Origin of the sequence: Paenibacillus sp. BJ-4, from assembly GCF_020404765.1 — a bacterium.
GTDB lineage: Bacteria > Bacillota > Bacilli > Paenibacillales > Paenibacillaceae > Paenibacillus.
Map to the genome: position 1 here is coordinate 65,912 of NZ_JAIVEM010000165.1, position 22,356 is coordinate 88,267.

Annotated in this window: 17 protein-coding genes and 1 pseudogene; 11 read left to right on the plus strand and 7 right to left on the minus strand. The window is 46.5% G+C overall.

Translation table 11 applies throughout. The annotated features are described in order from the left end of the window. Position 1: 1 nt before the first annotated feature. The 4 genes from phnE (LCF57_RS24840) to LCF57_RS24855 all read right to left on the minus strand — a co-directional run bounded on the left by phnE (LCF57_RS24840) (position 2) and on the right by LCF57_RS24855 (position 3,533). Positions 2-799 carry a phosphonate ABC transporter, permease protein PhnE gene (gene phnE, locus LCF57_RS24840; protein ID WP_226003051.1) on the minus strand — a complete coding sequence of 266 codons (798 nt, stop codon included), beginning with the start codon at positions 797-799 and terminating at the stop codon, positions 2-4. Beyond that, a complete protein-coding gene (phnE, locus tag LCF57_RS24845; protein WP_226003052.1) occupies positions 796-1,653 on the minus strand; it encodes a phosphonate ABC transporter, permease protein PhnE in 858 nt (285 codons plus the stop codon). Before phnE (LCF57_RS24845) ends, phnE (LCF57_RS24840) begins: the two co-directional genes overlap by 4 nt. Beyond that, a complete protein-coding gene (gene phnC, locus LCF57_RS24850; RefSeq protein ID WP_226003088.1) occupies positions 1,650-2,420 on the minus strand; it encodes a phosphonate ABC transporter ATP-binding protein in 771 nt (256 codons plus the stop codon). Before phnC ends, phnE (LCF57_RS24845) begins: the two co-directional genes overlap by 4 nt. A gap of 132 nt (positions 2,421-2,552) precedes the next feature. Then, positions 2,553-3,533 carry a phosphate/phosphite/phosphonate ABC transporter substrate-binding protein gene (locus LCF57_RS24855; protein ID WP_226003053.1) on the minus strand — a complete coding sequence of 327 codons (981 nt, stop codon included), beginning with the start codon at positions 3,531-3,533 and terminating at the stop codon, positions 2,553-2,555. A gap of 294 nt (positions 3,534-3,827) precedes the next feature. Here LCF57_RS24855 and LCF57_RS24860 point away from each other — a divergent pair, with 294 nt between their 5' ends. The 4 genes from LCF57_RS24860 (at position 3,828) to LCF57_RS24875 (ending at position 10,305) form a co-directional block, all read left to right on the plus strand. Continuing rightward, positions 3,828-5,681, plus strand: coding sequence for a bifunctional 2',3'-cyclic-nucleotide 2'-phosphodiesterase/3'-nucleotidase (locus tag LCF57_RS24860; protein ID WP_226003089.1), 1,854 nt, complete (start codon positions 3,828-3,830; stop codon positions 5,679-5,681). A 247-nt stretch (positions 5,682-5,928) separates the two neighbouring features. Beyond that, positions 5,929-7,335 (plus strand): DNA-binding protein, encoded by a 1,407-nt coding sequence (locus LCF57_RS24865; protein ID WP_226003054.1) that lies wholly within the window; start codon positions 5,929-5,931, stop codon positions 7,333-7,335. Positions 7,336-7,531: 196 nt separating this feature from the next. Then, positions 7,532-8,341: a bifunctional hydroxymethylpyrimidine kinase/phosphomethylpyrimidine kinase gene (gene thiD / locus LCF57_RS24870; protein WP_226003055.1), complete on the plus strand. Its 810-nt coding sequence runs from the start codon at positions 7,532-7,534 to the stop codon at positions 8,339-8,341. A gap of 266 nt (positions 8,342-8,607) precedes the next feature. Next, positions 8,608-10,305, plus strand: a complete 1,698-nt coding sequence (locus LCF57_RS24875; protein ID WP_226003056.1) for a M3 family oligoendopeptidase — start codon at positions 8,608-8,610, stop codon at positions 10,303-10,305. A gap of 165 nt (positions 10,306-10,470) precedes the next feature. On the opposite strand, the gene LCF57_RS24880 is transcribed toward LCF57_RS24875, so the two are convergent. Then, positions 10,471-11,445, minus strand: coding sequence for a ring-cleaving dioxygenase (locus LCF57_RS24880; protein WP_226003057.1), 975 nt, complete (start codon positions 11,443-11,445; stop codon positions 10,471-10,473). A 520-nt stretch (positions 11,446-11,965) separates the two neighbouring features. Here LCF57_RS24880 and LCF57_RS24885 point away from each other — a divergent pair. From LCF57_RS24885 to LCF57_RS24915, 7 genes and pseudogenes are all read left to right on the plus strand, one after another. Further along, the gene (locus LCF57_RS24885; RefSeq protein ID WP_226003058.1) at positions 11,966-12,286 is read left to right on the plus strand and encodes a hypothetical protein; all 321 of its coding nucleotides are present in this window, start codon (positions 11,966-11,968) and stop codon (positions 12,284-12,286) included. Between the two features lie 5 nt (positions 12,287-12,291). After that, a complete protein-coding gene (locus LCF57_RS24890; RefSeq protein WP_226003059.1) occupies positions 12,292-13,119 on the plus strand; it encodes a DUF2971 domain-containing protein in 828 nt (275 codons plus the stop codon). 536 nt (positions 13,120-13,655) lie between these two features. Then, a complete protein-coding gene (locus tag LCF57_RS24895; protein ID WP_226003060.1) occupies positions 13,656-14,981 on the plus strand; it encodes a hypothetical protein in 1,326 nt (441 codons plus the stop codon). A gap of 266 nt (positions 14,982-15,247) precedes the next feature. Continuing rightward, positions 15,248-16,762: pseudogene (locus tag LCF57_RS24900) on the plus strand (AbgT family transporter). Positions 16,763-16,845: 83 nt separating this feature from the next. After that, on the plus strand, positions 16,846-18,108 hold the full coding sequence (locus LCF57_RS24905) for an amidohydrolase (RefSeq protein ID WP_226003061.1): 1,263 nt from the start codon (positions 16,846-16,848) through the stop codon (positions 18,106-18,108). 19 nt (positions 18,109-18,127) lie between these two features. After that, positions 18,128-18,430 carry a hypothetical protein gene (locus LCF57_RS24910; protein ID WP_226003062.1) on the plus strand — a complete coding sequence of 101 codons (303 nt, stop codon included), beginning with the start codon at positions 18,128-18,130 and terminating at the stop codon, positions 18,428-18,430. Beyond that, positions 18,402-18,932, plus strand: a complete 531-nt coding sequence (locus LCF57_RS24915; protein ID WP_226003090.1) for a GNAT family N-acetyltransferase — start codon at positions 18,402-18,404, stop codon at positions 18,930-18,932. Before LCF57_RS24910 ends, LCF57_RS24915 begins: the two co-directional genes overlap by 29 nt. A gap of 112 nt (positions 18,933-19,044) precedes the next feature. Here LCF57_RS24915 and LCF57_RS24920 read toward each other — a convergent pair whose 3' ends face one another. Both LCF57_RS24920 and LCF57_RS24925 read right to left on the minus strand, forming a co-directional pair. Next, positions 19,045-21,585 (minus strand): ABC transporter permease, encoded by a 2,541-nt coding sequence (locus LCF57_RS24920; RefSeq protein WP_226003063.1) that lies wholly within the window; start codon positions 21,583-21,585, stop codon positions 19,045-19,047. After that, on the minus strand, positions 21,582-22,259 hold the full coding sequence (locus LCF57_RS24925) for an ABC transporter ATP-binding protein (protein ID WP_226003064.1): 678 nt from the start codon (positions 22,257-22,259) through the stop codon (positions 21,582-21,584). Before LCF57_RS24925 ends, LCF57_RS24920 begins: the two co-directional genes overlap by 4 nt. Positions 22,260-22,356 lie beyond the last annotated feature (97 nt).

Here is a 22,356-nt window from a genome sequence, read left to right on the forward strand (position 1 = left end):
ACTATACGATCCGTTTGCGCAGCCAGCCGGAAATCAGATCCGTCAAAATAATCAGGACCACAATGCCCAGCAAAATAACGCCTACGCGGTTCCAGTTTCGCATTTGGAGTGCAAACAGCAGCGGAGTACCAATACCGCCTGCACCGACCAGACCGAGCGTGGTGGCGGAGCGGATATTAATTTCAAAACGATAAAGCGAATAGGAAAGAAACTGTGGGATCACCTGCGGCAGCACAGCGAAGAAAATCACCTGCAGACGATTGGCGCCACACGCGACCAAAGCTTCCTGCGGCCCGTGATCGACGCTTTCGATCGTTTCCGAGAATAGCTTCGCCAACATGCCGATCGAGTGAATACCAAGGGCAAGCACCCCGGCAAACGAGCCGGGTCCAACGGCTTTAATAAACAGGATGGCGACGATCATTTCGGGAAATACCCGGATGACACTAAGTACAAATTTCCCACTGCCTGATAAGGGTCGCAGTCGGGTCATATTGCTGGACGCCCAAAAGGCGAACGGAAGACAGACAAACGCGGATACGAAGGTTCCGAGAATTGAAATGACCAGCGTATCCAGCAGCCCGCGCAATAAATCCTCTCCTTCAGGGATGTAGACGAATGACCAGTCGGGATGAAGGAAGCCGTCCAATATAGCGACAGAGACACTTTTGGCTGTTCCCTGTAATCCTTCAAACTGCATCCCGCGAAAAGCCCAAATATAAATAATGATTAGCAGAATAGCTATCGCCCATAGGCGCAGGCGGGAGCCAACAGGTCTGCGAAGCGTAGGATCATTCATAATAATTTCCTCCGTAGCAGGTTACTGCCGTAATCAATCGCAAGGACGATGACGAGGGTCAGTAGAATAATGATGCTTGCCCGGTCATATCGGAACAGCCCAAGGGAACGGTCAAGCAGCAGACCGATACCGCCAGCGCCGACCAGTCCCAGCACGGAAGCCGCACGCACATTAACCTCAAAGGTGTACAGCAAGTACGACACAAAATAAGGCAGTGCCTGCGGCACCACACCGAAGGCAATGACTTGAATGCGACTCGCGCCAACAGCGGTCATGGCTTCCAGCGGCCCGGGATCAATGGCCTCAATCGCTTCAAATGTCAGCTTGGCTATGATACCGAAGGAGAAGAATAGCAGGGCGAGCATCCCTGCAAACGGACCGATGCCGAACACCGCCACAAAGATGGAGGCAAACAGCAAATCGGGAATCGTCCGTACCAGATTCAGAATTGTACGCATCGGCAGCGAAATCAGCTTGCGCGGCATCACATTATAGGCGCATAGCAACGCAACAGGGATCGCCAGTATGGCTCCCAGTGTCGTACCCACGATGGCAATCTGGATCGTTTCCAGCATCGGTTTCCAGATGGTAGGCAGGTAGCTCCAGTCAGGTGGGAACATTTCGCTCAGCAATATGCCCATCTCCGGCAAGCCGATGATTAACTGGTAAGGTGTGGCATCCGTATGAATGGAGCAGGCTACCAGCACCACGATAAAAATTATCCAGGTGGCGTAACGCTTGTAACGTCCCGGCAAAGGTGGTCCGGCTGCGGGCGACTTGCCGGGCTGCGGCGGTCCGGCATGCGGTGATGGCGGCGTCGAAGGGAGCGGCTGGGCCGTAGAGTCGGGCTTCATGATCCCTCTCCCAACAGCTCATCGTGCTTGATAGCCCGGCCGTAGATTTCCGCAAAGGCCTCATCTGTAGCTTCCTCCGGCGTGCCGTCAAAGACGACCTCCCCGGCGCGCAGCCCGATGATCCGCGTCGCATATTCGCGCGCCAGATCAATGAAATGCAGATTGACGATGGTCGTAATCTGCATTTCACGATTGATCCGCTGGAGGTCGTCCATAACCTGGCGGGTGGTCAGCGGATCAAGCGATGCGACAGGCTCGTCCGCCAAAATAATCTTGGCCTCCTGTGCCAGAGCGCGGGCGATGGATACACGCTGCTGTTGACCGCCGGACAGCTCATCGGCCCGGCTGTAGGCTTTTTCGCGAATGTTCACGCGTTCCAGTGCCGTTAGCGCCAGCTCGACATCCTCCTTCGGAAAGAGGCCGAGAATGGTTCTGAGCGTTGAATGATAGCCGACGCGACCGGAAAGTACATTGCGGAGCACGGTTGACCGCTTAACCAGATTGAAGCTTTGAAAGATCATGCCGATATCACGGCGAATGCGCCGCAGCTCGCTGCTTCCGGCAGACGTAACAGACCTGCCGCCTACGACAATGTCGCCGGAGGTAATGTCATGCAATCGGTTAATGGAACGCAGCAGGGTGGACTTGCCTGCACCGGACAAGCCGACAATAACGACCATTTCACCCTCTTTAATCGTCAGATTAATATTGTTCAACCCTTTGGTGCCGTTCGGGTACGTTTTCGATACGTTACGGAATTCGATCATTTGCTCCCAACTTTCTCCCCGATGGGGTGGAATGAAAACAACACCGCCATGAATACATGGACGGTGCTGCCCTGTCATTCGTAATGCCTGTTTCGTAGCTGCTGCTTCATTACAATTACGAGTTTGCTCCTGTTACTTAACCGCTTGACCGACGGCTTCGGCATATTCACGTACAGAGTCGAAGTTTTTATCGTCGCCCTTTTCATAACCTACGTGTGTGTAGATTTCTTTAATGATTTCGCCACCCTTCGGGTCTTTGGCTATATCTATAAAGGCTTGGCTGATTTTGTCTCTCCACGCTTGATCCATATCGGAACGTACGCTGACCGTGTCATTCGGAATTTTGGCTGTGTAATGAATGACGCGTGTTTTTTCAAATACATCCGGAATTTCCTTCTTTACCGTGTTACGTGCATCCTGGAAAACAGCTACAGCATCAACCTGACCGTTCAGCAGCGCCAGAATAGCGGCATCATGGCCTTTGATCGTTACACCCTGTACATCCGTATCCGGGTCCACGCCGGCTTTTTTCAGCTCTGCTGCGGGATACACATGGCCTGCGGAGGAGGTTACATTTTGCCAGCCAACTTTTTTACCTTTCAGATCAGCCAGGCTTTTAATCGGAGAATCTTTTTTCACCACGATCATGGATTTATAAAAATTTACTTTTTCAGTTGTGTCCTTGCCTGTGGCATCATCAATGCCGTAGCGTTGGGCTTGCAGCAGCAAATCGGCTGCTTTGCGATTATCGTGTGCCAGCACATAGGCGTTCGGTGGAAGGAAACCTACATCTACCTGTTTGGAAGACATGGCTTCGACAATCGTGTTGTAGTCAGGAGATACCGTTACTTTCACCGGAATTCCCAGCTTGTCCCCCAGCAGCTTTTCGAGCGGCTTGGCTTTGGCTTCGAGCGTATCTGCATTTTGGGAAGGAACGAACTGTACCTTTAACTCTGTAGGGACATAGGCTGTGCTTTCGCTTTTCGTGCCATTTGTGCCTGGAGTGGATGCGCTGTTGTTATTGCTTGCATTGGAGCTGCAAGCGGCCAGACCTGCCGCCAGACCTGCCGCCAGTGTGAAGGTCATGCACAAGGTAAGTGCTTTTTTGAACAAAATAATTTCCCCCTAAACATAGTAATAAAGAAGTAATAAACGAAAAAAATTAAAAACTCTGTAAATTCTGTGACAAAGCAAATCTTAACAGCTAGTCCGACGGCTAGGGTTAAAACCACTCCTGACTTTGGTAAAAACAATGTAAAATTTATCATATAGTTACCTGCTTCTATTCATTTAACATTCTCTTAACAGTGGTCTGCTAGACTTGTTCAAGCTCTATGACCGAAGCTGGGGGAGAGAACAAGATTGGATACAAATGAAGTGATACGTCTGGAAACATCACGCCCTGTGATGGTAAAATTCCGCATCATGGTTACGACGGATCTACATGTCAGCTTGTGGAATTATGATTACTATGCAGATGAAGAAACGTTGCAGTATGGTCTGGCACAAACCGCCAGCTTGATTCAAACGGCCCGGTCTGAGGTGTCCAACCATCTCCTGCTGGATAACGGGGATGTCATTCAGGGGAATCCGATGGGTGATTATGTTGTGCAGCGTCTTCAACAGGACTCCAGTGCTGTACATCCTGCTTACAAAGCGATGAATCTTTTAGGGTACGAGGCAGGAAATATCGGTAATCATGAATTTAACTATGGATTGGAATATTTGCAGACCTGCCTTCGGGGAGCGCGATTTCCTTATATGAATGCCAACATTTATGTAGCGGGAGAAAATGAACAAAACTATTTCACACCATATCTGCTGCTGGACAAGACGGTAGAGGATGAAGCAGGCGGTAAGCATCTTTTAAAGGTGGGGATAATCGGCTTTGTGCCTCCACAAATTATGCAATGGGACAAGGCATGGCTGGAGGGAAAAATCATCGTCAAGGATATGCTGGAAACGGCAAGACGGTTTATTCCCCAAATGAAGGCTGAGGGAGCCGATCTAATCATTGCCATGCCCCATGCGGGCTTTGAGGATATTCCTGAAACGCCATATATGGAAAATACGGTGCTGCCGCTAAGCAGGGTGGAGGGAATTGACGCCATTCTGTTTGGTCATGCGCATAAAGTATTCCCCGGGCCTTTGTTTGTCGGTAAAACGGGTGTTGATACGGAGCGAGGCACCATCCACGGTATTCCGGCGGTAGAGCCGGGCTTCTGGGGGGATCATCTGGGTATTATTGACCTCGACCTTACTCTTATGGAAGGAAAGTGGGAAGTGGTCGCGTCTTCTGCCGAGGTACGCCCGGTGTATGATCCGGTACAGAAGAAGGCGCTGGTGCAGCCGGATACTGCAATTCAGCAGTTGGTAGCGGAGGAGCACGCCGGGACACTGGAGTATATTCGCGCTCCTGTAGGCCGGACGACGGTGCCGGTGAACAGCTTCTTTGCCCAAGTCATGGATGATGCTTCAGTTCAGCTCGTAAATGATGCACAAACTTGGTATGTGAAGCAGCAGATGCAGGGGAGCGAGCACGAAGATTTACCCGTTCTGTCGGCAGCGGCTCCATTTAAGACGGGCGGCAGATACGGCCCTTCGTACTACACTGATATTCCGGCAGGGACGTTGGCGATCAAGCATATCGCCGATTTGTACAACTTTCCGAATACACTGCATGTCGTCCGGCTGACCGGAGCGGAAATCCGGGAATGGCTTGAGTGGTCTGCTGGACAATTCCGGCAGATTGTTCCTTTGGCAGAGCATGAGCAAGAGCTGATTGATTCTGATTTTCCGAGCTTTAATTTTGATATCATCGACGGGATCAGGTATCAGATTGATGTAACGCAGCCTACCAGGTATGATATTGCCGGGAAATTAAAGGAGCCGGATGCGCACAGAATCCTTCATATGTCTTTCGAAGGAGAGCCAATGGATATGCAGCGAAGTTATCTGGTGGTCACGAACAACTATCGGGCGTTCTCCTCCACGCTCGTTAATCCGGGTGGAGAACGAATTGTACTTGCTTCACCGGATGAAAATCGGCATGTGCTGACCGAGTATGTGCGACAAATAAAGACATTGACGCCAAAAGCAGATGGTCACTGGTCCCTTGTCCCATGGGAGGGGCGTCCACATGTGACGTTTCTGACCTCTCCGCAAGCCACGGAGGCCGCTCAAGCCTATTCAGAGCTGCTTTATGAAGGATTAACCATAGAAGGTTATGCCAAGTTTGCTATTGATTTTGGGCGTCTATAAGTCTACACCAAACTATTTTCTACCCTCATAGTCTACAGCATCACGACATATGAACAGACCAAACCTTCGGGGGCGGTCTTTTTTTATAAAACTGTTTTAATATCGTACGAAATTCGTGATTTTATATGTCCAGAGTCGCGTTTAAGTTATTGACCTGCCGTATAATTAGACATATACTTTGATTAAACAAATTTTGGTTTAAAAGGTAAAGAAAAAGTCATCATCATTCGTTTGAGGGGGTGTCCCTTTGGAAAAAAACACCACGATTCGCGCAGAAATTGAAAAGTATATTCAAAGTGAAGGCATTTCGATGCAGTGTTTTGCAGATGCTTCCAAGGTAAATCCGGGTACTCTCAGCGGTATTCTTAACCGGAACCCTCCACGGCCTATTTCAGTCAATCAGCTTGATCTAATCACCGAGGCCATGGGATTGGAAGAAGGGGCTTTGTTCGAGATGTATGTGGATGAATGCTTTGTCCATTCCTTACCGCACTGGCGGAGGCTGCGTCCCTTTCTTCTCCGTTGCTCGGAGTTAAACAAGCTGGACTGCATACGTAGTGTGCTTGGCTATCTGATGGATGATTTATCGAACATTCCGGCTATTTTTGAGACAGCAGAAGAGATGTTTGAGAATGATCGACATGAGGCCTCCATGCTTCTGTATGATTGTGTTATCGAGAGTGAGAAGTATACCCATTCCGAACGCTTGGCGATCAGTTATTTTCGTATTTTCCAGGTTCAGATTAAGGATAACAAACAGAACTTGAAGGCTGCTGTGCAATTCCATTTATATCGTAGCCGTTTACCGGAAACGTACGCATTGGAAGGCTTACATATGCTGTCCCAAGTGTTTGCGTCAAAAATGCAATGGTCCGAGATGGAAATGTATGCGGATGAGCTAAGAGAGCTGGCGCAGGCGTTGTATCGTAATCGGAATCGATTTGGGGATGAGCACCTGGAGCTGCTTAAGCCGCTCGTTTATTACTATGCCCAGGGACATCTGCTGAAGGCCAGCTGCTATGAGTTTCAGGGCAGATATGAGGAATCCAAGCAATGGATTGAAGGTTATGCAGATTTAAGCTGGTTTGAGGGCTTGGACGAGGAAGGCTGGAAAGTAGTCGAAATGCACCGTGTATATGCTCAGGGCAACCGACTTTGTATTGAAATTAAAATGGGTAACACTGCTGCAATCTATGAGTATATTACTTATCTGCGCGAACATCCGGATGAGACCCTGGAAGGCTTGAACACATTGCTCGAATCAGCGAACCGGTTCGGTTATTTTGCGGATGCCGAGCTGGGACTGTTCAGTCAGCAACTCAAGAGCTTCTGGGAGCTTGCACCGGAACAATGGGACACTCATTATCGCAAGCACTTTAATGCATTTCGCTTTGCATCCTTTTGTAAGGTGTATGCGGAATATCATTTTCGAAAGGGCGATTTCACTGAAGGGTTGGGACAAACACTGCATTGCTTACAGCTGTCTGTAGATAATAGCTATACCGAGCATATCATCGGTTGTATGGCCTTATTTGAGCAGCACCGGAATTTTGCTACTCTAGAACAGCAGCATTTGTATCAAAGCCTTTGTCTCGGCGTACGAGAAAATGAAAAGAATCATGCCTATGATCACAGTACCGGTGGGTATTCGTAATTCTAACTTTTATGCGAACTCTTCATATAACACGTTCTTACGAGGATGTTCCCGTTCCAAAGGGGAACATCCTCGTTTTTTTGCCGTTGCGGATTTCTGTGACTTTTAGCATGGAAAAGACGCTTTGCGCGTTGACAAGTTTCGTATGCGGGATTAGGATAAATGCAGCACAGAAAGTGAAGGTGAGCATGTACAAATGACGATTCCCAAAACATTAACGATAGCGGGCTCCGACACAAGCGGAGGAGCGGGTATTCAGGCAGACCTGAAAACCTTTCAGGAGCTTGGCGTATATGGCATGACTGTATTGACAACCGTAGTTGCGATGGGTCCTAAAACCTGGGATCATCTTGTATATCCTGTTGCGTTGGATGTAGTAGAAGCGCAGTTGCGTACGGTATTGGAAGGTATCGGCTTTGATGCGATGAAAACCGGTATGCTTGGTTCCGTTGATATTATCGAGCTGGTAGCCAGCCATTTGAAAAAACATGATCTGAAGCGGATCGTAATTGACCCGGTTATGGTCTGCAAAGGTACGGATGAAGTGCTTCAGCCAGAAAATACAGAAGCAATGCTGGAATTGTTAATTCCTGGCGCTGACCTGGTAACGCCAAACCTGTTCGAGGCTTCGCAGTTGGCGAAGAATGGACCGATCACGACGCTGGAGCAGATGCAGGAAGCAGCTGCCATTATCCATGAGCGCGGAGCGAAGCACGTACTGATCAAGGACCGTGGTAAAATTCGCGCAGGCAAAGCGATGGACCTGCTATATGACGGAATCACGTTTGACTGGTTTGAGGCCGATGTGGTAAAAACGAGCTTTACCCATGGTGCAGGCTGCACTACTTCGGCAGCGGTAACGGCTGGTTTGGCTCAAGGGCTGACTGTACGTGAAGCGGTGGATCAGGCCAAGAAATTTATCACACAGGCAATTGCGGGCAGCTTCAAGCTGAATGAATTCGTCGGTCCGACCCTGCATGCCGCACACCGTTTACAAAATCAATAAGCAAAATCAATAAGCGTATAAGATCATTAAGCATGGATGTATGTAACCAAGAAGGTCTTATAAATCTCCATTAAGCTGCATATATATAATAATTGCTTTAGGCAAAGATGTCCCTGAGATAAAAAATTAGCTTAGCTCCAAAAGCCGCAATATATGGTATTGCGGCTTTTTAGGTTGTCTTTTTTTGGAACTACAGCTTCCAGTTTTGTCTAATCGTACTGTATAATAGGCATCAGGTTTATTACACTTAGGGGGGAACGAAAGCAATGACATTATTCAGCCAAATGGCTTACAGCCGACCAGAGCAACCTGAAATTGAACAGCGGTTTAAAACGCTGTTGCAACAGTTTCGTGAGGCAGACAGCGTAGAACGTCAAAATGAAGTGATTCATGCGATTAACAAGCTGCGCAGTAATGTGGAAACGCAATTGCAATTGGTGGAAGTTCGGCACTCCATTAATACGGAGGACGCCTTTTACAAAGCAGAGCAAGAGTATGCTGATGATTTCATGCCGGTCATTCAGGAGTATGTAACGGATTACTACCGGGCATTGGTGGATTCTCCGTTCAGAGCCGAGCTGGAAAGCCAGTGGGGCAGCCAGCTTTTCAGTATTGCCGAGGTAGCACTCAAGTCGTTCCACCCGGATATCATCGAGGATTTGCAGCAGGAAAATAAGCTGACCTCCGAATATGCCCAGCTTATTGCTTCAGCCAAGATCCAGTTTGAAGGGCAAGAACGCACGTTAGCGCAGCTTTTGCCTTTTGAATTGGATACGAATCGGGAAACACGCAAACTGGCCTCCGAGGCCAAATATCAATTTATGAGCGAGCATGAGGACGAGCTGGATCGGATTTATGATGAATTGGTCAAGGTACGCACACGCATGGCACATAAGCTGGGCTACGACAACTTCGTAGAACTGGGCTATGCCCGCTTGGGCCGTACAGATTACAATGCCGCGATGGTTGCCAACTTCCGCGAGCAGGTGCTGAAGCATATCGTTCCCCTGGCAACAAAGCTGAAGGAGCGTCAGCGCGAACGGATCGGTGTAGATCGGCTTCGTTACTATGATGAAGGCTTCAACTTTCTGTCAGGCAATCCTACGCCGAAAGGTGACCCGGAGTGGATTCTTCGTAATGGAGCACGTATGTATGAGGAACTTTCACCGGAAACGCATGAATTTTTCAGCTTTATGGTCAAACGAGAATTGATGGACCTGATCAGCAAAAAGGGCAAGCAAAGCGGAGGCTATTGTACCTTTTTGAGCGAATATGGCACACCGTTTATTTTCTCTAATTTTAATGGTACATCCGGTGACATCGACGTATTGACACATGAAGCAGGTCATGCCTTCCAGGTCTATGAAAGCCGACATTTTGAAATTCCAGAGTATCACTGGCCTACTATGGAGGCGGCTGAGATTCATTCCATGAGTATGGAGTTTTTTGCATGGCCTTGGATGAAGCTGTTCTTTGAAGAAGATACTGACAAATATCACTTTGAACATCTGTCCTCTTCGTTGCTGTTCGTGCCTTACGGCGTAGCCGTAGACGAATTCCAGCATGCAGTATATGAGCATCCGGATTGGACCCCAGCCGAACGTAAAAGCGCATGGCGTTCCATTGAACGCAAGTATAAACCGCACCTGGACTATGAGGGTAACGAGTATCTGGAGCAGGGCGGATTTTGGCACAAGCAGGGACATATTTTTCAATCCCCGTTCTACTATATTGACTACACACTCGCGCAATTGTGCGCATTCCAATTCTGGAAACGTATGAGCATCGACCGGACAGCTGCGTGGGAGGATTATTTGAAGCTGTGCCGTGCCGGGGGGAGCCGATCTTTTACCGGATTGGTTGAACTGGCTGGACTGATCTCGCCGTTCCAGGATGGCTGTATCGCCTCTGTGATCGGAGAAATCGAAGCGTGGCTGAACAGCGTGGATGATCAAAAGCTGTAAGCATAACCAAAAAGGGCATTTCGCTTACCTGTTATAGCCTGTCTAGTCGAAGAGCTTGTAGATGAGACGCTTTTTGGAATGAAGACAGAGCAGTGCACAAAAAAGCCGGGAACCTCTACATATGTAGAAGTTCCCGGCTTTGTGCGATTCTAGGGCAAATATATCCTATTCATGTTTGGTGTTGAGTGGTTTGAGATTGGCTTCAATAGATGCACGACGCGACTCCAAGAATGGAGGCAGTGACAGGGATTCGCCCAGAAACTCTAATTCCTCGTCGGTGTCAAAGCCAGGTCCATCGGTAGCCAATTCAAACAATATGCCGTTTGGCTCACGGAAATACAAGGAACGAAAATAAAAGCGATCTACAAAGCCAGAGTTGGAAATTTGCAGTTGTTGGATACGGTCTACCCACTGTTTGAGCTCTTCCTCGGTTTCAACACGGAAAGCGACGTGATGCACACTTCCGCGTCCTGGTCGCTCTTGTGGCAGATCGTTGCGCTCTTCCAGATGAACTTCAGTTCCCGTACCACCTTCACCTGTTTCGTAGATAACCACATCCGGTTGTCCGGCAACGGTAGAAGGGTAAGAGCCCTTTTTGCGGAAGCCCATAACCTGTTCAAGAATGAGAATTGTATGCTCCGCTTTGGGAATGGTCAGATGAACCGGGCCAAGTCCCACGATGGCATATTCAGCAGGGACAGGGCTTTTCTCCCAAGGAGTACCTCCGCGCACTCCATTATCATGCTCATCCGACACGAGGAAGAAGCGTTGACCTTCAAAATCCTCGAACGAAAGCGCCAAGCGTCCTGCTTGATCCGTAATGTCACCGTGTTTTACATCCAGTTGCTCAAAGCGATTTTTCCAGTATTCCAGCGCCTTGTCATTCGGTACGCGCAAAGAGAGTGCTGAAATGCTGTTATTCCCTGTACGCGTTTGTCCGGCATGTGGAATTTCAAAGAATGTAACTTCCGTTCCCGCAGTTCCACGCTCATCACCGTAGAAGAGGTGATATACGCTAACATCATCCTGGTTCACCGTTTTCTTGATCAGCCGAAGTCCCATAACCTGAGTATAAAAATCAACATTTTTAGCCGCCGCCGCTGTAATCGCCGATACGTGATGCAATCCTAACAATTTCATGTCATTGTCCTCCTTGGTTTTATATGATTAGTTTTTTCAAAGCAAAATAAACAGTCGCAAACTTTCTTTGATATTTATTATCTTGATATTAAGATAAATGATTTTTGATTGTTTGTCAACACATATTATTATCATAACCAAAGGGCAGATTTGTGATTTGGATTAATGCTAGAAATAAACGTTTTTTGTCGACAATAGTCCTATAAATATAGTATATTTTCCCTATGCAAATGAAGCTAACAAAGAGTAAAGGAGAGATTATGATAAAAAGTAATTATTATATATCCTCGGATTTTAGAACTATAAGTAATTATAAGCAATAGTTCGAATTTTTTGGACTTATTTCATGGCAAAGAGGCGCCCTACAAAGCTGATAGAAGCATCGTTTATCAGGGAAATTGGATGAATGTCAATGTGAAATTTAATTCAGTTTTGGTATTTTGAATTACGATCCACGTATGTATGCTTATTATTTTAACTTGTTATTATATAAAATTGAAATGAAATAGGAGAATCTACAATGGATACAAGAGAAATAGATACAAAAAAAATTTTTAATGAATTGAAAAATAGTCTTGCGAATTTTGATAGTGTTGAAATAACAAGAGCAGATTTAGCAGCAGCTGAATTTAACCCTAGTATATATAGCGAAGATATATATTTATATAGATCAGATGACGATCATTTTATTTATATTTATGATAATGATGATGAGACAGCAGGAAAAATCACAGTAGATACATTGAAAAAAATTCTTATGAGTGTTGCTACTCGTAAAGCAGAAGAAGCATATGAGTTGCGTGAATTAGAAGAATTTTTTAATTCGGAAGAAGTTGAGTAAGTGTCATGGAGAATTTGATATTTCATTATACAGGAGCCGAAGCTCTAAAAAGTATTATTTTGAACCAGAGTTTTTGGATTACTAAAAGTGATTACCTAAATGACTCGACTGAACAATCAGTAATTAAGCAGCTTTTGCAAACATTTTTTAAAGAGCAGGCCAAAATGAGTAAGGAAGTACAAAAATATATAAGTGAACAATTGGATAAATACTTAAATGACTATAATCATTATATACTATCGTTCTCTCAAAGCGATGATTCGTTGCCATTATGGAATTATTATTCACAAAATGAAGGGTATAGTATAGGAATTGACAAATCTGAGTTTATTAGTCAATTAGAAACGTATTTTAGAGATCAAGACCAATCATCAAGAGTAGTAATAACTTCTGTAGGGTATGTTCAAGAATTTGATGATAATAAAGCAATAAACGATCTACTATTACCATTTATCCATTTTACTAAAGAAGACTTGGTGAACAAAAGTGAAAAGCTTGACGAACTAGCGTTGGACTTAGCTAAATTATCATTTTCCATTAAACATTCTGCGTATTCTTCAGAAAAAGAAGAGAGGATAGTAATTATATGCACCAAAGACAGTGAGATTACAAAAAGGGAGGAATTTAGGGTTTTACGAGGGTCGTTTATCCCATATATCGTATTTAATAAAGAAAAAATACCTAGTTTATTAATTCCCATCAAAAAAGTTATGTTAAGTCCTTACCATACATTAGATGTGACTAAAAAGAGTGTATTATATTTACTTAGCAAAAAGTACGAAGAATTTATTGGGACAGAGATTTCAAAGTCTGAAATACCATCTCGATATTAATTGAGTTAGGAGTATGAGGTGTCTTTGTTATTTTTTTAAATAGCTTTTCGCAGATTAGGTTCATTGAGTAGCCTAATGATGTGACATATTATGTTCCATTATAATTAAAATATAGCATCGACACTTTAGTGTTATGATTCGACTCGTAGCTTTTGCGGAAATGTAATAGGAAGCTACCAGTCTCCATTGAATCAAGCGAAGCGATGAAATCCGCCTTACCTCCTTACGCAGATGTGTAGTGAAACGGCGGGAAGCAGCGAAGCGGAGGATTTGAATCTGTAGAAGCGTCAGCGTTCGCCTTTGCCACGGGATTCTTACCACTTTATGCCCTATCCAATCCAAAGAATCCCGTGGCAACAGCGATCGTAAGATCAAATCATTCGCGCAGCGCCACTTCCCACGAAACCCACCACCACACTCTGCAAACACACATACCATCTTCTTGCCACTCACCCGTAAAACAGCTACGATATAGCCAAAGACAGGCGTGGGATCGATAACCGCCGTCCTGCAGACAGATCAGGAGGAGTATTTTCATGTATACAATTGGAGTAGTGGGTCCGAAACCCTCAATTGATCGGGTAGTAGAGGTGGGACGTGAGTATGTAGATACGGCGACGCTCATCCCTTATCCGTATGAAAATCTGGCGGAAGCAGCGGCTATCATCCCGGCTCATCGTGGAGAAGTGAATGGATGGCTTTTTACCGGACCTATTCCTTATATGGCAGCGAAACCGCAGCTTATAGACTCTGACAGTATCGTATATTGCTCCCCGACAGGGGCCAGCCTGTACAAAGGTATTCTCCATCTTTTAAAGGATTCATCTCCTGCAATTACGTGCATGTCGCTGGATATGGTGGAGCTGGAGGAATTTAACCTGCAAGAATCGCTGGATGAGTTGGAGTTACCGGAATCCATGTTTGCTATCCATATGTTCGAGGTAAGGCAGGAAGGATATCGAGGTAAGCAACATGAAACGGAATTGGCCGATGCTCACATAAAAATGTGGGAGAGCGGGCAGACGCAAGCGGCTTTGACTTGTATGCATGCAGTGCATAAAAGACTGCTGGAACGGGGAGTGCCGTGCAGCAAGATTGATGTGACTCGCATGGAAATCCGTCAGGCGCTTCGCATTAGCATCGAGAAGCAGCGAGCCTCCTACTTTAAAGATAGCCAGATTGGCGTGCAAATCGTAGAGATTGAGAATCTGGACAAGGTGTCGGGGCGCTCAGGCACAAAATACTATGTCCAGCTGCTGGAATTGGAGATCAAGCGTGTGCTGCTGGAGTTTTGTGACAAGCTGGATGGCTCCCTTTTGGAGAATGGAAATGGTCGATACCAAATATTCGGCTCACGTGGGGCGATGGAGCGTGAAATTTCTGCTCTACGTGAAGCGGTATTTCGACTGGAGGCAGAGGTAGGCCAGCCTGTAGCGGTTGGTATAGGCTTTGGCGAAACAGCCCTTTCGGCGGAGCAGCATGCACGCAAGGCGATTCAGACGGCCAAAGACAGAGAAGTGGGCGATATTATCATCGTGAGGGCAGACGGAACTGTGGTCGAATCCGCTGGAGGCCAGGATGAACTGGAGTATGAATATCGTACGGAGGATCAGGAACTGCTGGATCGCTTAAATCAGGCTGCAGTCAGCATTCGTACGTACCGCAAAATTGAGGCGCTTGCCCGGCGCAAGGGATGGGGAAGCTTTAGCGCATCGGATTTGGCCACCGATTTGTCCATGACAGTCCGCAATGCACAGCGCATTATGCTGGGGCTGGTGGAAAATGGACTGGCCCTTGCCACAGGCGGCGAACTCCAGACGAGTCGGGGAAGACCGCGTAAAATTTATCAGCTCAAACGATAACGCGCAATAAACACGGAATACGATAACCTTATAAAAGCGCTGATCAAAGCTCTTGGAGAGCAGGTGAAGTAACCTGACCTCTGGGAGCTTTTTTTGTAGATGAATCTGCTTAAAATGAGGTTGGTAAAAAATATACATAACGCTGTTATGTTATTAAATATAACAAAAGTATTGTAACGTCTCCAAACCAAAGATATAATATGTCAAAACAATTAAGCGAAATAGTCGTTAAATATTCGCTTAATAGCGCGAAGAGGGGGACAAACATGGAAAACGTAGAGCAACAAACTGGCATCTTCGGATGGGTCGAAAGGGTAGGCAACAAGCTGCCTAATCCTTTTTTACTGTTTGTTTATTTGATTATTCTTCTTTTGTTAGGCACTGCTGTGCTGTCTGTCTTTCATGCCTCCGCCGTTGATCCGATCAGCCATGAACGGGTACAGGTCAAAAACCTTCTTAGTGCCGAAGGTATTCAATGGTTATTGCCCAACATTGTCAAAAACTTTTCCGGCTTTACCCCGCTAGGTTCTATTCTGGCACTGATGCTGGGCATTGGATTGGCCGACAAGGTGGGGCTGCTGGAAGCTGTCATTCGTAAAATAGCACTTGTTGTACGTCCCAGCTATGCCAGCTATTTGGTCGTGTTTATTGCTTTTTTCAGCTACGTGTCTTCTGATGCCGCTCTCGTGATCATGCCTCCTTTGGGCGCGCTTATTTTTCTGGCCGTTGGACGTCATCCTGTAGCTGGTCTGCTGGCAGCCATTGCAGGGGTGGGCTCCGGGTTTACGGCCAATTTGCTGATTGTATCCACAGATGTGCTTTTGTCTGGTATAAGCACCGAGGTAGCCAAGTCAGTCAATGCTGCGATTTCTGTTAGTGTACTGGACAACTGGTATTTTATGATGGCCTCCGTATTTGTGCTTACATTGCTCGCTGGTTTGATTACTGATAAATTTGTGGAACCGCGACTGGGCACGTATCAAGGTGGAGAAAGTCCGTTCAAGCTGGAAAAGCTGTCTTCTCATGAAAATAAAGGGCTACGTGCGGCCGGAATGGCAGCCTTAGTGTACATTGCCGCTATAGCCGTGATGGTTGTTCCAGCTAACGGGATTTTACGCAACCCGGAGACGGGAGGCATCATGGGTTCACCGTTTCTGTCAGGAATTGTCCCGGTGATCCTGTTGTTCTTTTTCGCTGTAGCTATCACCTACGGTATTACGACAAAAGCGATCCGAGAGCAGAACGATATCCCCAAGCTGCTTGTCCATCCGATTAAGGACATGGCAGGATTCATTATTATGGTTTTCCCGTTGTCCCAGTTTGTTGCCATGTTCAATTGGAGTAATATGGGGCGTTTTATCGCATTGTACATTACGGATATTCTAGAAAAAATCAACCTGACTGGCGTGCCCGTCTTCGTGGGCCTGATCTTCTTGGCGGCATTCCTGTGTATGTTTATTACCAGTGGCTCAGCCATTTGGTCGTTGCTTGCCCCTGTATTTATACCGATGTTTATGGTGCTGGGCTATCATCCTGCTTTTGCGTAGATGATTTTCCGCGTGGCGGATTCCTCTGTCATTCCGCTTGCTCCGGTATCTCCGTTTATTCCTTTGTTTGTCGGTTTTCTTCAGCAGTATAAAAAGGATGCGAAACTCGGAACCTATTACTCTCTCATTCTTCCGTATCCTATTTTCTTCTTCATAGTGTGGACGCTTCTGGTCGTGGTTTGGTACCTGCTGGGTCTTCCGATTGGACCGGGTGTATATCCCAAATTATCCTAGTTAGAACGGTTATAGTCTGTCATAATTGAGAAATACGCATTTGTAAATTCTACTATTTTTATGTAAAAGGTAAGGTGGTATATATGTTAGATTTGATCGAGCTGCGCCGGGATTTACATCGTCATCCTGAGCTGGGCTTTACTGAATTCCGAACAGCATCCAAGGTTGTAGGCCTGCTGCGGCAATTCGGCTACGAGGTGATTTATGGACAGGACGCGATGGAACCGAGCTCCGTGCGAGGCTTGCCGGCAAAAGAGGTGCTGGAGGCCGCTTATGAACGCGCATTGCGGGATGGAGCGGACCCTGAAATTGCGGCCCATATGAGGGGGGGCTATACGGCTGTTGTTGGTATTCTGCGGGGTGTGCAGGAAGGACCCACCGTGGCGTTCCGATTCGATATGGACGCGCTTCCGATTACGGAAAGCACAGAAACACGTCATGTGCCGCAGGCCGAAGGCTTCCGTTCACTGTATGAAGGTCATATGCATGCTTGCGCTCATGACGGACATACGACGATGGGCCTCGGCTTGGCGGAGCGATTAAGTGACCGCCAGTTTGCGGGCACGGTTAAATTGATCTTTCAACCGGCAGAGGAGGGCGTTCGAGGCGCTTATGCTATGGTGCACAAAGGAATGCTGGACGATGTAGACACGCTTTTTTGCCAGCATCTGGGCTGTGATGTGCCGTTGGGTGAAATTCATGGCAGTTCGGCAGGCTTTCTGGCGTCTACCAAACTGGAGGCACGCTTTCACGGTGTGGCGTCACATGCGGGCTCCTCGCCGGAAAAAGGGAACAATGCCCTGCTAGGCGCTGCCACCGCGCTGCTGAACATTCATTCGCTGCCCCGTTTCAGCACAGGGGAAACACGTATTAACGTAGGTGTGCTGGAAGGAGGCACGGCCGCCAACATCATACCTGAAAACGCGCGTATGATCATCGAAACACGCTCAGTGGATGAGCAGACGAATGAAGAACTGGAGAGACGGGTACGCAATATCATAGCCCACAGTGCAGGAATGCACGAGCTGGAGCATGAAATTCGTGTCATCGGCGGCGCAATCCCGATTGTATGCAGCCCGGAATTGGCGGAGATGGCAGCGGAGGAAGCACAGCATGTTGAGGGCTTCGTGAACCAGAAAGCGATGGGACAAACCAGCTCGCTGGGCAGTGAGGATGCCAGTTACATGATTCGGCGTGTGCAGGAGCTGGGAGGAGAAGGCACATATATGATTATCGGCTGCGACCTGCCCGCCCCTCACCATCATCCAGAGTTTGATATTCAGGAAGAGGTGCTGCCGCGTAGTGTGGAGCTGTTGGAGCGGCTGGCCAGACGGGCGCTTCGTTGAGAAAGGTGGGACACCAGTCATGAAGCATATAGAGCTATTGTCCAAAGATATTGAACGACATCGGGATAAAATCATTCGCATTAGCGAGCAAATATGGCAATTTGCAGAGACGCGCTTCGAGGAATATCAATCTGCTGAGCTGTTATGCCGCAGCCTGGAAGAGGAGGGCTTCGCTATAGAGCGTGGTGTGGGCGGTATCGAAACAGCGTATGCCCGATCCCACCGGAAATCCAGCCCGGTGCTAATCAGGTGCGAACCCAGTAGTAAAACAATGATGGTCAGGGGTGTTCTCCATCTACACGGACAAGGATTTAACCATTAGGCCTGTAAAAGAAGAAGACTTACATGCTCTTTGGACGCTAAACTATAAAGAAGAAGCTCCAAAATGGAAGCAATGGGATGCGCCTTATTACGAACATAGGGCGCTTTCCTGGGAGGATTATTTACAAGGTAAAGAAGATCGAGTCGAACAAGATGACTTTTGGCTTATTGAAGTGGAAGGTAAGATCATTGGATCAGTAAGCTACTATTGGGAGCATCGGCCTTCATATTGGCTTGAAATGGGCATTGGCATCTTTGATTCGCAGTATTGGAGCGGGGGGTATGGTACCAGGGCCTTGCGACTGTGGATTACGCATTTGTTCCAAACGTTACCTTTGGTAAGAGTGGGCTTTACAACCTGGTCAGGGAACCATCGGATGATGAAGGTTGGAGAAAAGCTGGGCATGACCCTGGAGGCCCGACTTCGAAAGTGCAGATATTATAATGGACAGTATTATGATTCGATTCGAATGGGGCTTTTGCGGGAAGAGTGGGAACTGTAGGCGTTCTGACAAAAATATCTTTCCAAGCATAAAAAGATGACTTCTGAATTTGATCAGGAGTCATCTTTTTATTCCCACTGCTATCTTGGACTTTCTAATATTTACGGTAAATCTACTCTGACTCCCGAAGCTGCTCTACAATACTTTGTTTGTTGTTCAATGAGTAAACCACTAATGGAATAAATATCCCAAGCAATAACAGTAAAGGCAATAAGACTAGAAGTGGCCAGATTATAAAGTGATAGCTCAAAAACCATATCATACTGCTTAGGGGTTTCACAATTGAAATAGAGAATATGATCCCTAACAAAATGGAGAATAGGGCGGTGCCGAGAACATAATATAGCCCTTCATAGATCAGCATACCCCGCAATTGCTTTTTGGTCATGCCGATACTTTGCAGCATGGCAAACTCCTGACGCCGTGTCAATATACTCGTCAGAATTGCGTTTACAAAGTTGAGGATACCAATTAGGCCGATAATCAGACTGAGCGTGCCACCGATCATCATGATGGTGTTTTGCATACCGGAAAACTCATTCATTGAAGTGAATTTGGATGTGTAGTTCATTACCGGCTCTGTAGTTTCGGTGTAACTTTTTAAAAAGCTCTCCATGGCCTCTTCCTGATCAGGGGATACATTAAAGGCGTAGCTCATCACAGCAGGCTGCTCCGCAAGCGGCTTGTAAATATTCGCCGGAAGATAGAAGTTATACTTACTTGAACGGCGATCAGAATTGGTACTATATTTAATTGCAACATGACCAAGCACTGTGAATGCATGCGTAGTATACTTTTTATCCAGCGGAGCTTCTGCTACTCCGATATAACTGTGAAGCGTGACCTTTTCACCCACCTTATACAGAGCTTCTTCCATATAGGGGATGTCATGGTCATCTAAATCTACCCCTTCCAATATATACTTACCGGAAGCCAGCTTTTCAAAATCAAGCTCACCGTCTAGTAATCGCAACCGGTGCAGTGGTAAATCTTCCAGCCCATATACTGCCGCAATGAAGTTGCCGCGAGAATCAGTCTCATCGTCCTCATTGGTGTATTTTCCATTCTCGACAGTAAGCACTAATCTGCCGCCGTACAAGCAACCGCCCTCTTCAAAGCCGGGCTGTGTCTGTACAGCCTGAATAAAACTCTCGGAGGTCTCATTTTTAGGGCCGCTAAAATAGGGACTATGAAAATATTCAGCATGAGCAATGAGAAAGTCAGTGTCATTGAATTTGGATACAAACTTATCCATATCAATGCTCTGAGACAGGGTGAACGCCGTGTTAAGAAGTACAAGGCTTAACGAAAGACTGATGACTACCAACACGGTACGCTTTGTATTGCGCCCCAAGTTGGAGCGAGCCATGTGGATCATTTTAGCGCCTTCAGTGGATTTTTTCAGCTTACGGCCGCCCTTGGTATTACCGTCTGTGTATCTTACTGCCTCAACTGGCGAAACAGCTGCCGCAATTCTGCCTGGCTTGAAAGTGCTGATCATTACGGTAATGAGCGCGAACAAAGCCGATCCTATAAAAATCCATGGGTTGGGAGATACCGATACCTCGGTACCAGCAAAAGTAGTGTGGTTTATAAGAAGTGGTATAAGTGCTTTACCGACAAAAAAACCTGCTATTAACCCAAACGGGATTCCTATCCCTGAAAGAACTAACGCCTGTCTGCGAATGATCCGGCGGATCTGCTTGCCGCTTGTGCCGATCGTCTTTAAAAGACCATAAAAACGAATATCTCGCATCACTGATATTTGGAAAATATTATATATAATCAAATAACCGGTAAACATGATCAGCAACAGGGCAGAAGTTAACGCTATGATTGTCTCTGTATCCACACTAAAATTGGTCGAGATGTATGACCAATTTACATTATTCGCGATATAGTTCGGTGCTTCTTCGTCAAGCGAATACCCGCTTTCGGTAATCACTTTACTGAGCTTTCCCCGCAAATCAAGGCTATTGTCGAACATCATATATGCACTAATGGTTCCTGTATAGAAATGATCTTTTTTATAGGTGCTTTGTAATTCCTTTGCATGAGCATCGACATAGGATCTGGAGGCGAATATTTGTCCTGTGTTAAACACAGGATCGCTTTTCCACCAGCCGGAGAGGATAAAGTCACGCTGTACTTCTTTACCTCGTATGTCAAGCTTTAGCCTCAAAGGTGCTCCAACCTCCAGTGGAACACCCAATAGCTGCAACGTCTTGGAGTCTGCGATCACTTCATTTTCCGCCGCAGGCTTGTGCCCCTCTTTAAGCTCAATAAAACCAAGCTTCATCCCTACATCGTCGTAATACCAGAACTCCGTATGGCGTTTTAGGAATTTATCGTTCATAACTCCATCGCTTAATATGCGGTTATAAGCTATTTCCTTGATTAACGGATGATCCTTGACATGATTAAATTCGTCATCTGTTATATATTTAAGTACGGCATGTCCATCTCCACCGACCTGTCGCATGGTTGCCCGTTGTATGTTTTCAACAGCGCCAAGTCCCATGGTGTACAATGTTGTAAATAACAATGAAGTGAGAGCTATGGCAACAATGGCAAAGAGGTTACGGGCTTTGTTTACTTTGAAGCTCTTATCTGCCAGATTGCGGATCGCTTTTTTATTTCTAACCTGGATCATTTGTCTTCACCGCCGACCATTTTACCGTCCTCAATTCGGATGATCCGGTCGGCCATCTGCGCAATTTCCTCGTTGTGCGTAATCATCACCATCGTTTGGCGGAACTGTTGACTGGACACTTTGATTAGTCCCATCACATCCAGACTGGTTTTACTATCCAAGTTCCCGGTGGGTTCATCTGCTAAGACAATCGCGGGTTTCGCTGCTAGCGCTCTGGCAATGGCTACACGCTGCTGCTGGCCCCCCGAAAGATGGTTAGGCAGATTATTCAGCTTATGGTCAAGGCCCAAGGTATGTACAATTTTATCTATGTGGGTTTTGTCCGGTTCTTTCCCATCCAGTTCAATGGGAAGCACAATATTTTCGTAGACATTCAAGACAGGCACCAGATTGTAATGTTGAAAAACGAAGCCAATCTTTCGCCTGCGAAAAATAGTCAATTCTTCGTCTTTCAATGTGAAAATATCTTTGCCGTCAATCGTGACGCTTCCGCTTGTCGGACGATCAAGTCCACCCAGCATATGGAGAAGGGTAGATTTGCCGCTCCCGGACGTACCGACAATAGCTACAAATTCACCGCTTTCCACCTCCAGGTTTACACCGTCTAAAGCGTGGACAGCAGTATCTCCGTTGCCGTAGTACTTTTTTAACTCCTGAGTTTTTAATAGAGCCATACACTTTCTCCTCCATAAAAAAGTCTGTATTGTGGGGCCTTGCAATACAAACTTTACCATATCAATCTTTCCAGAATCTTTCTGAAATCTAACAGCA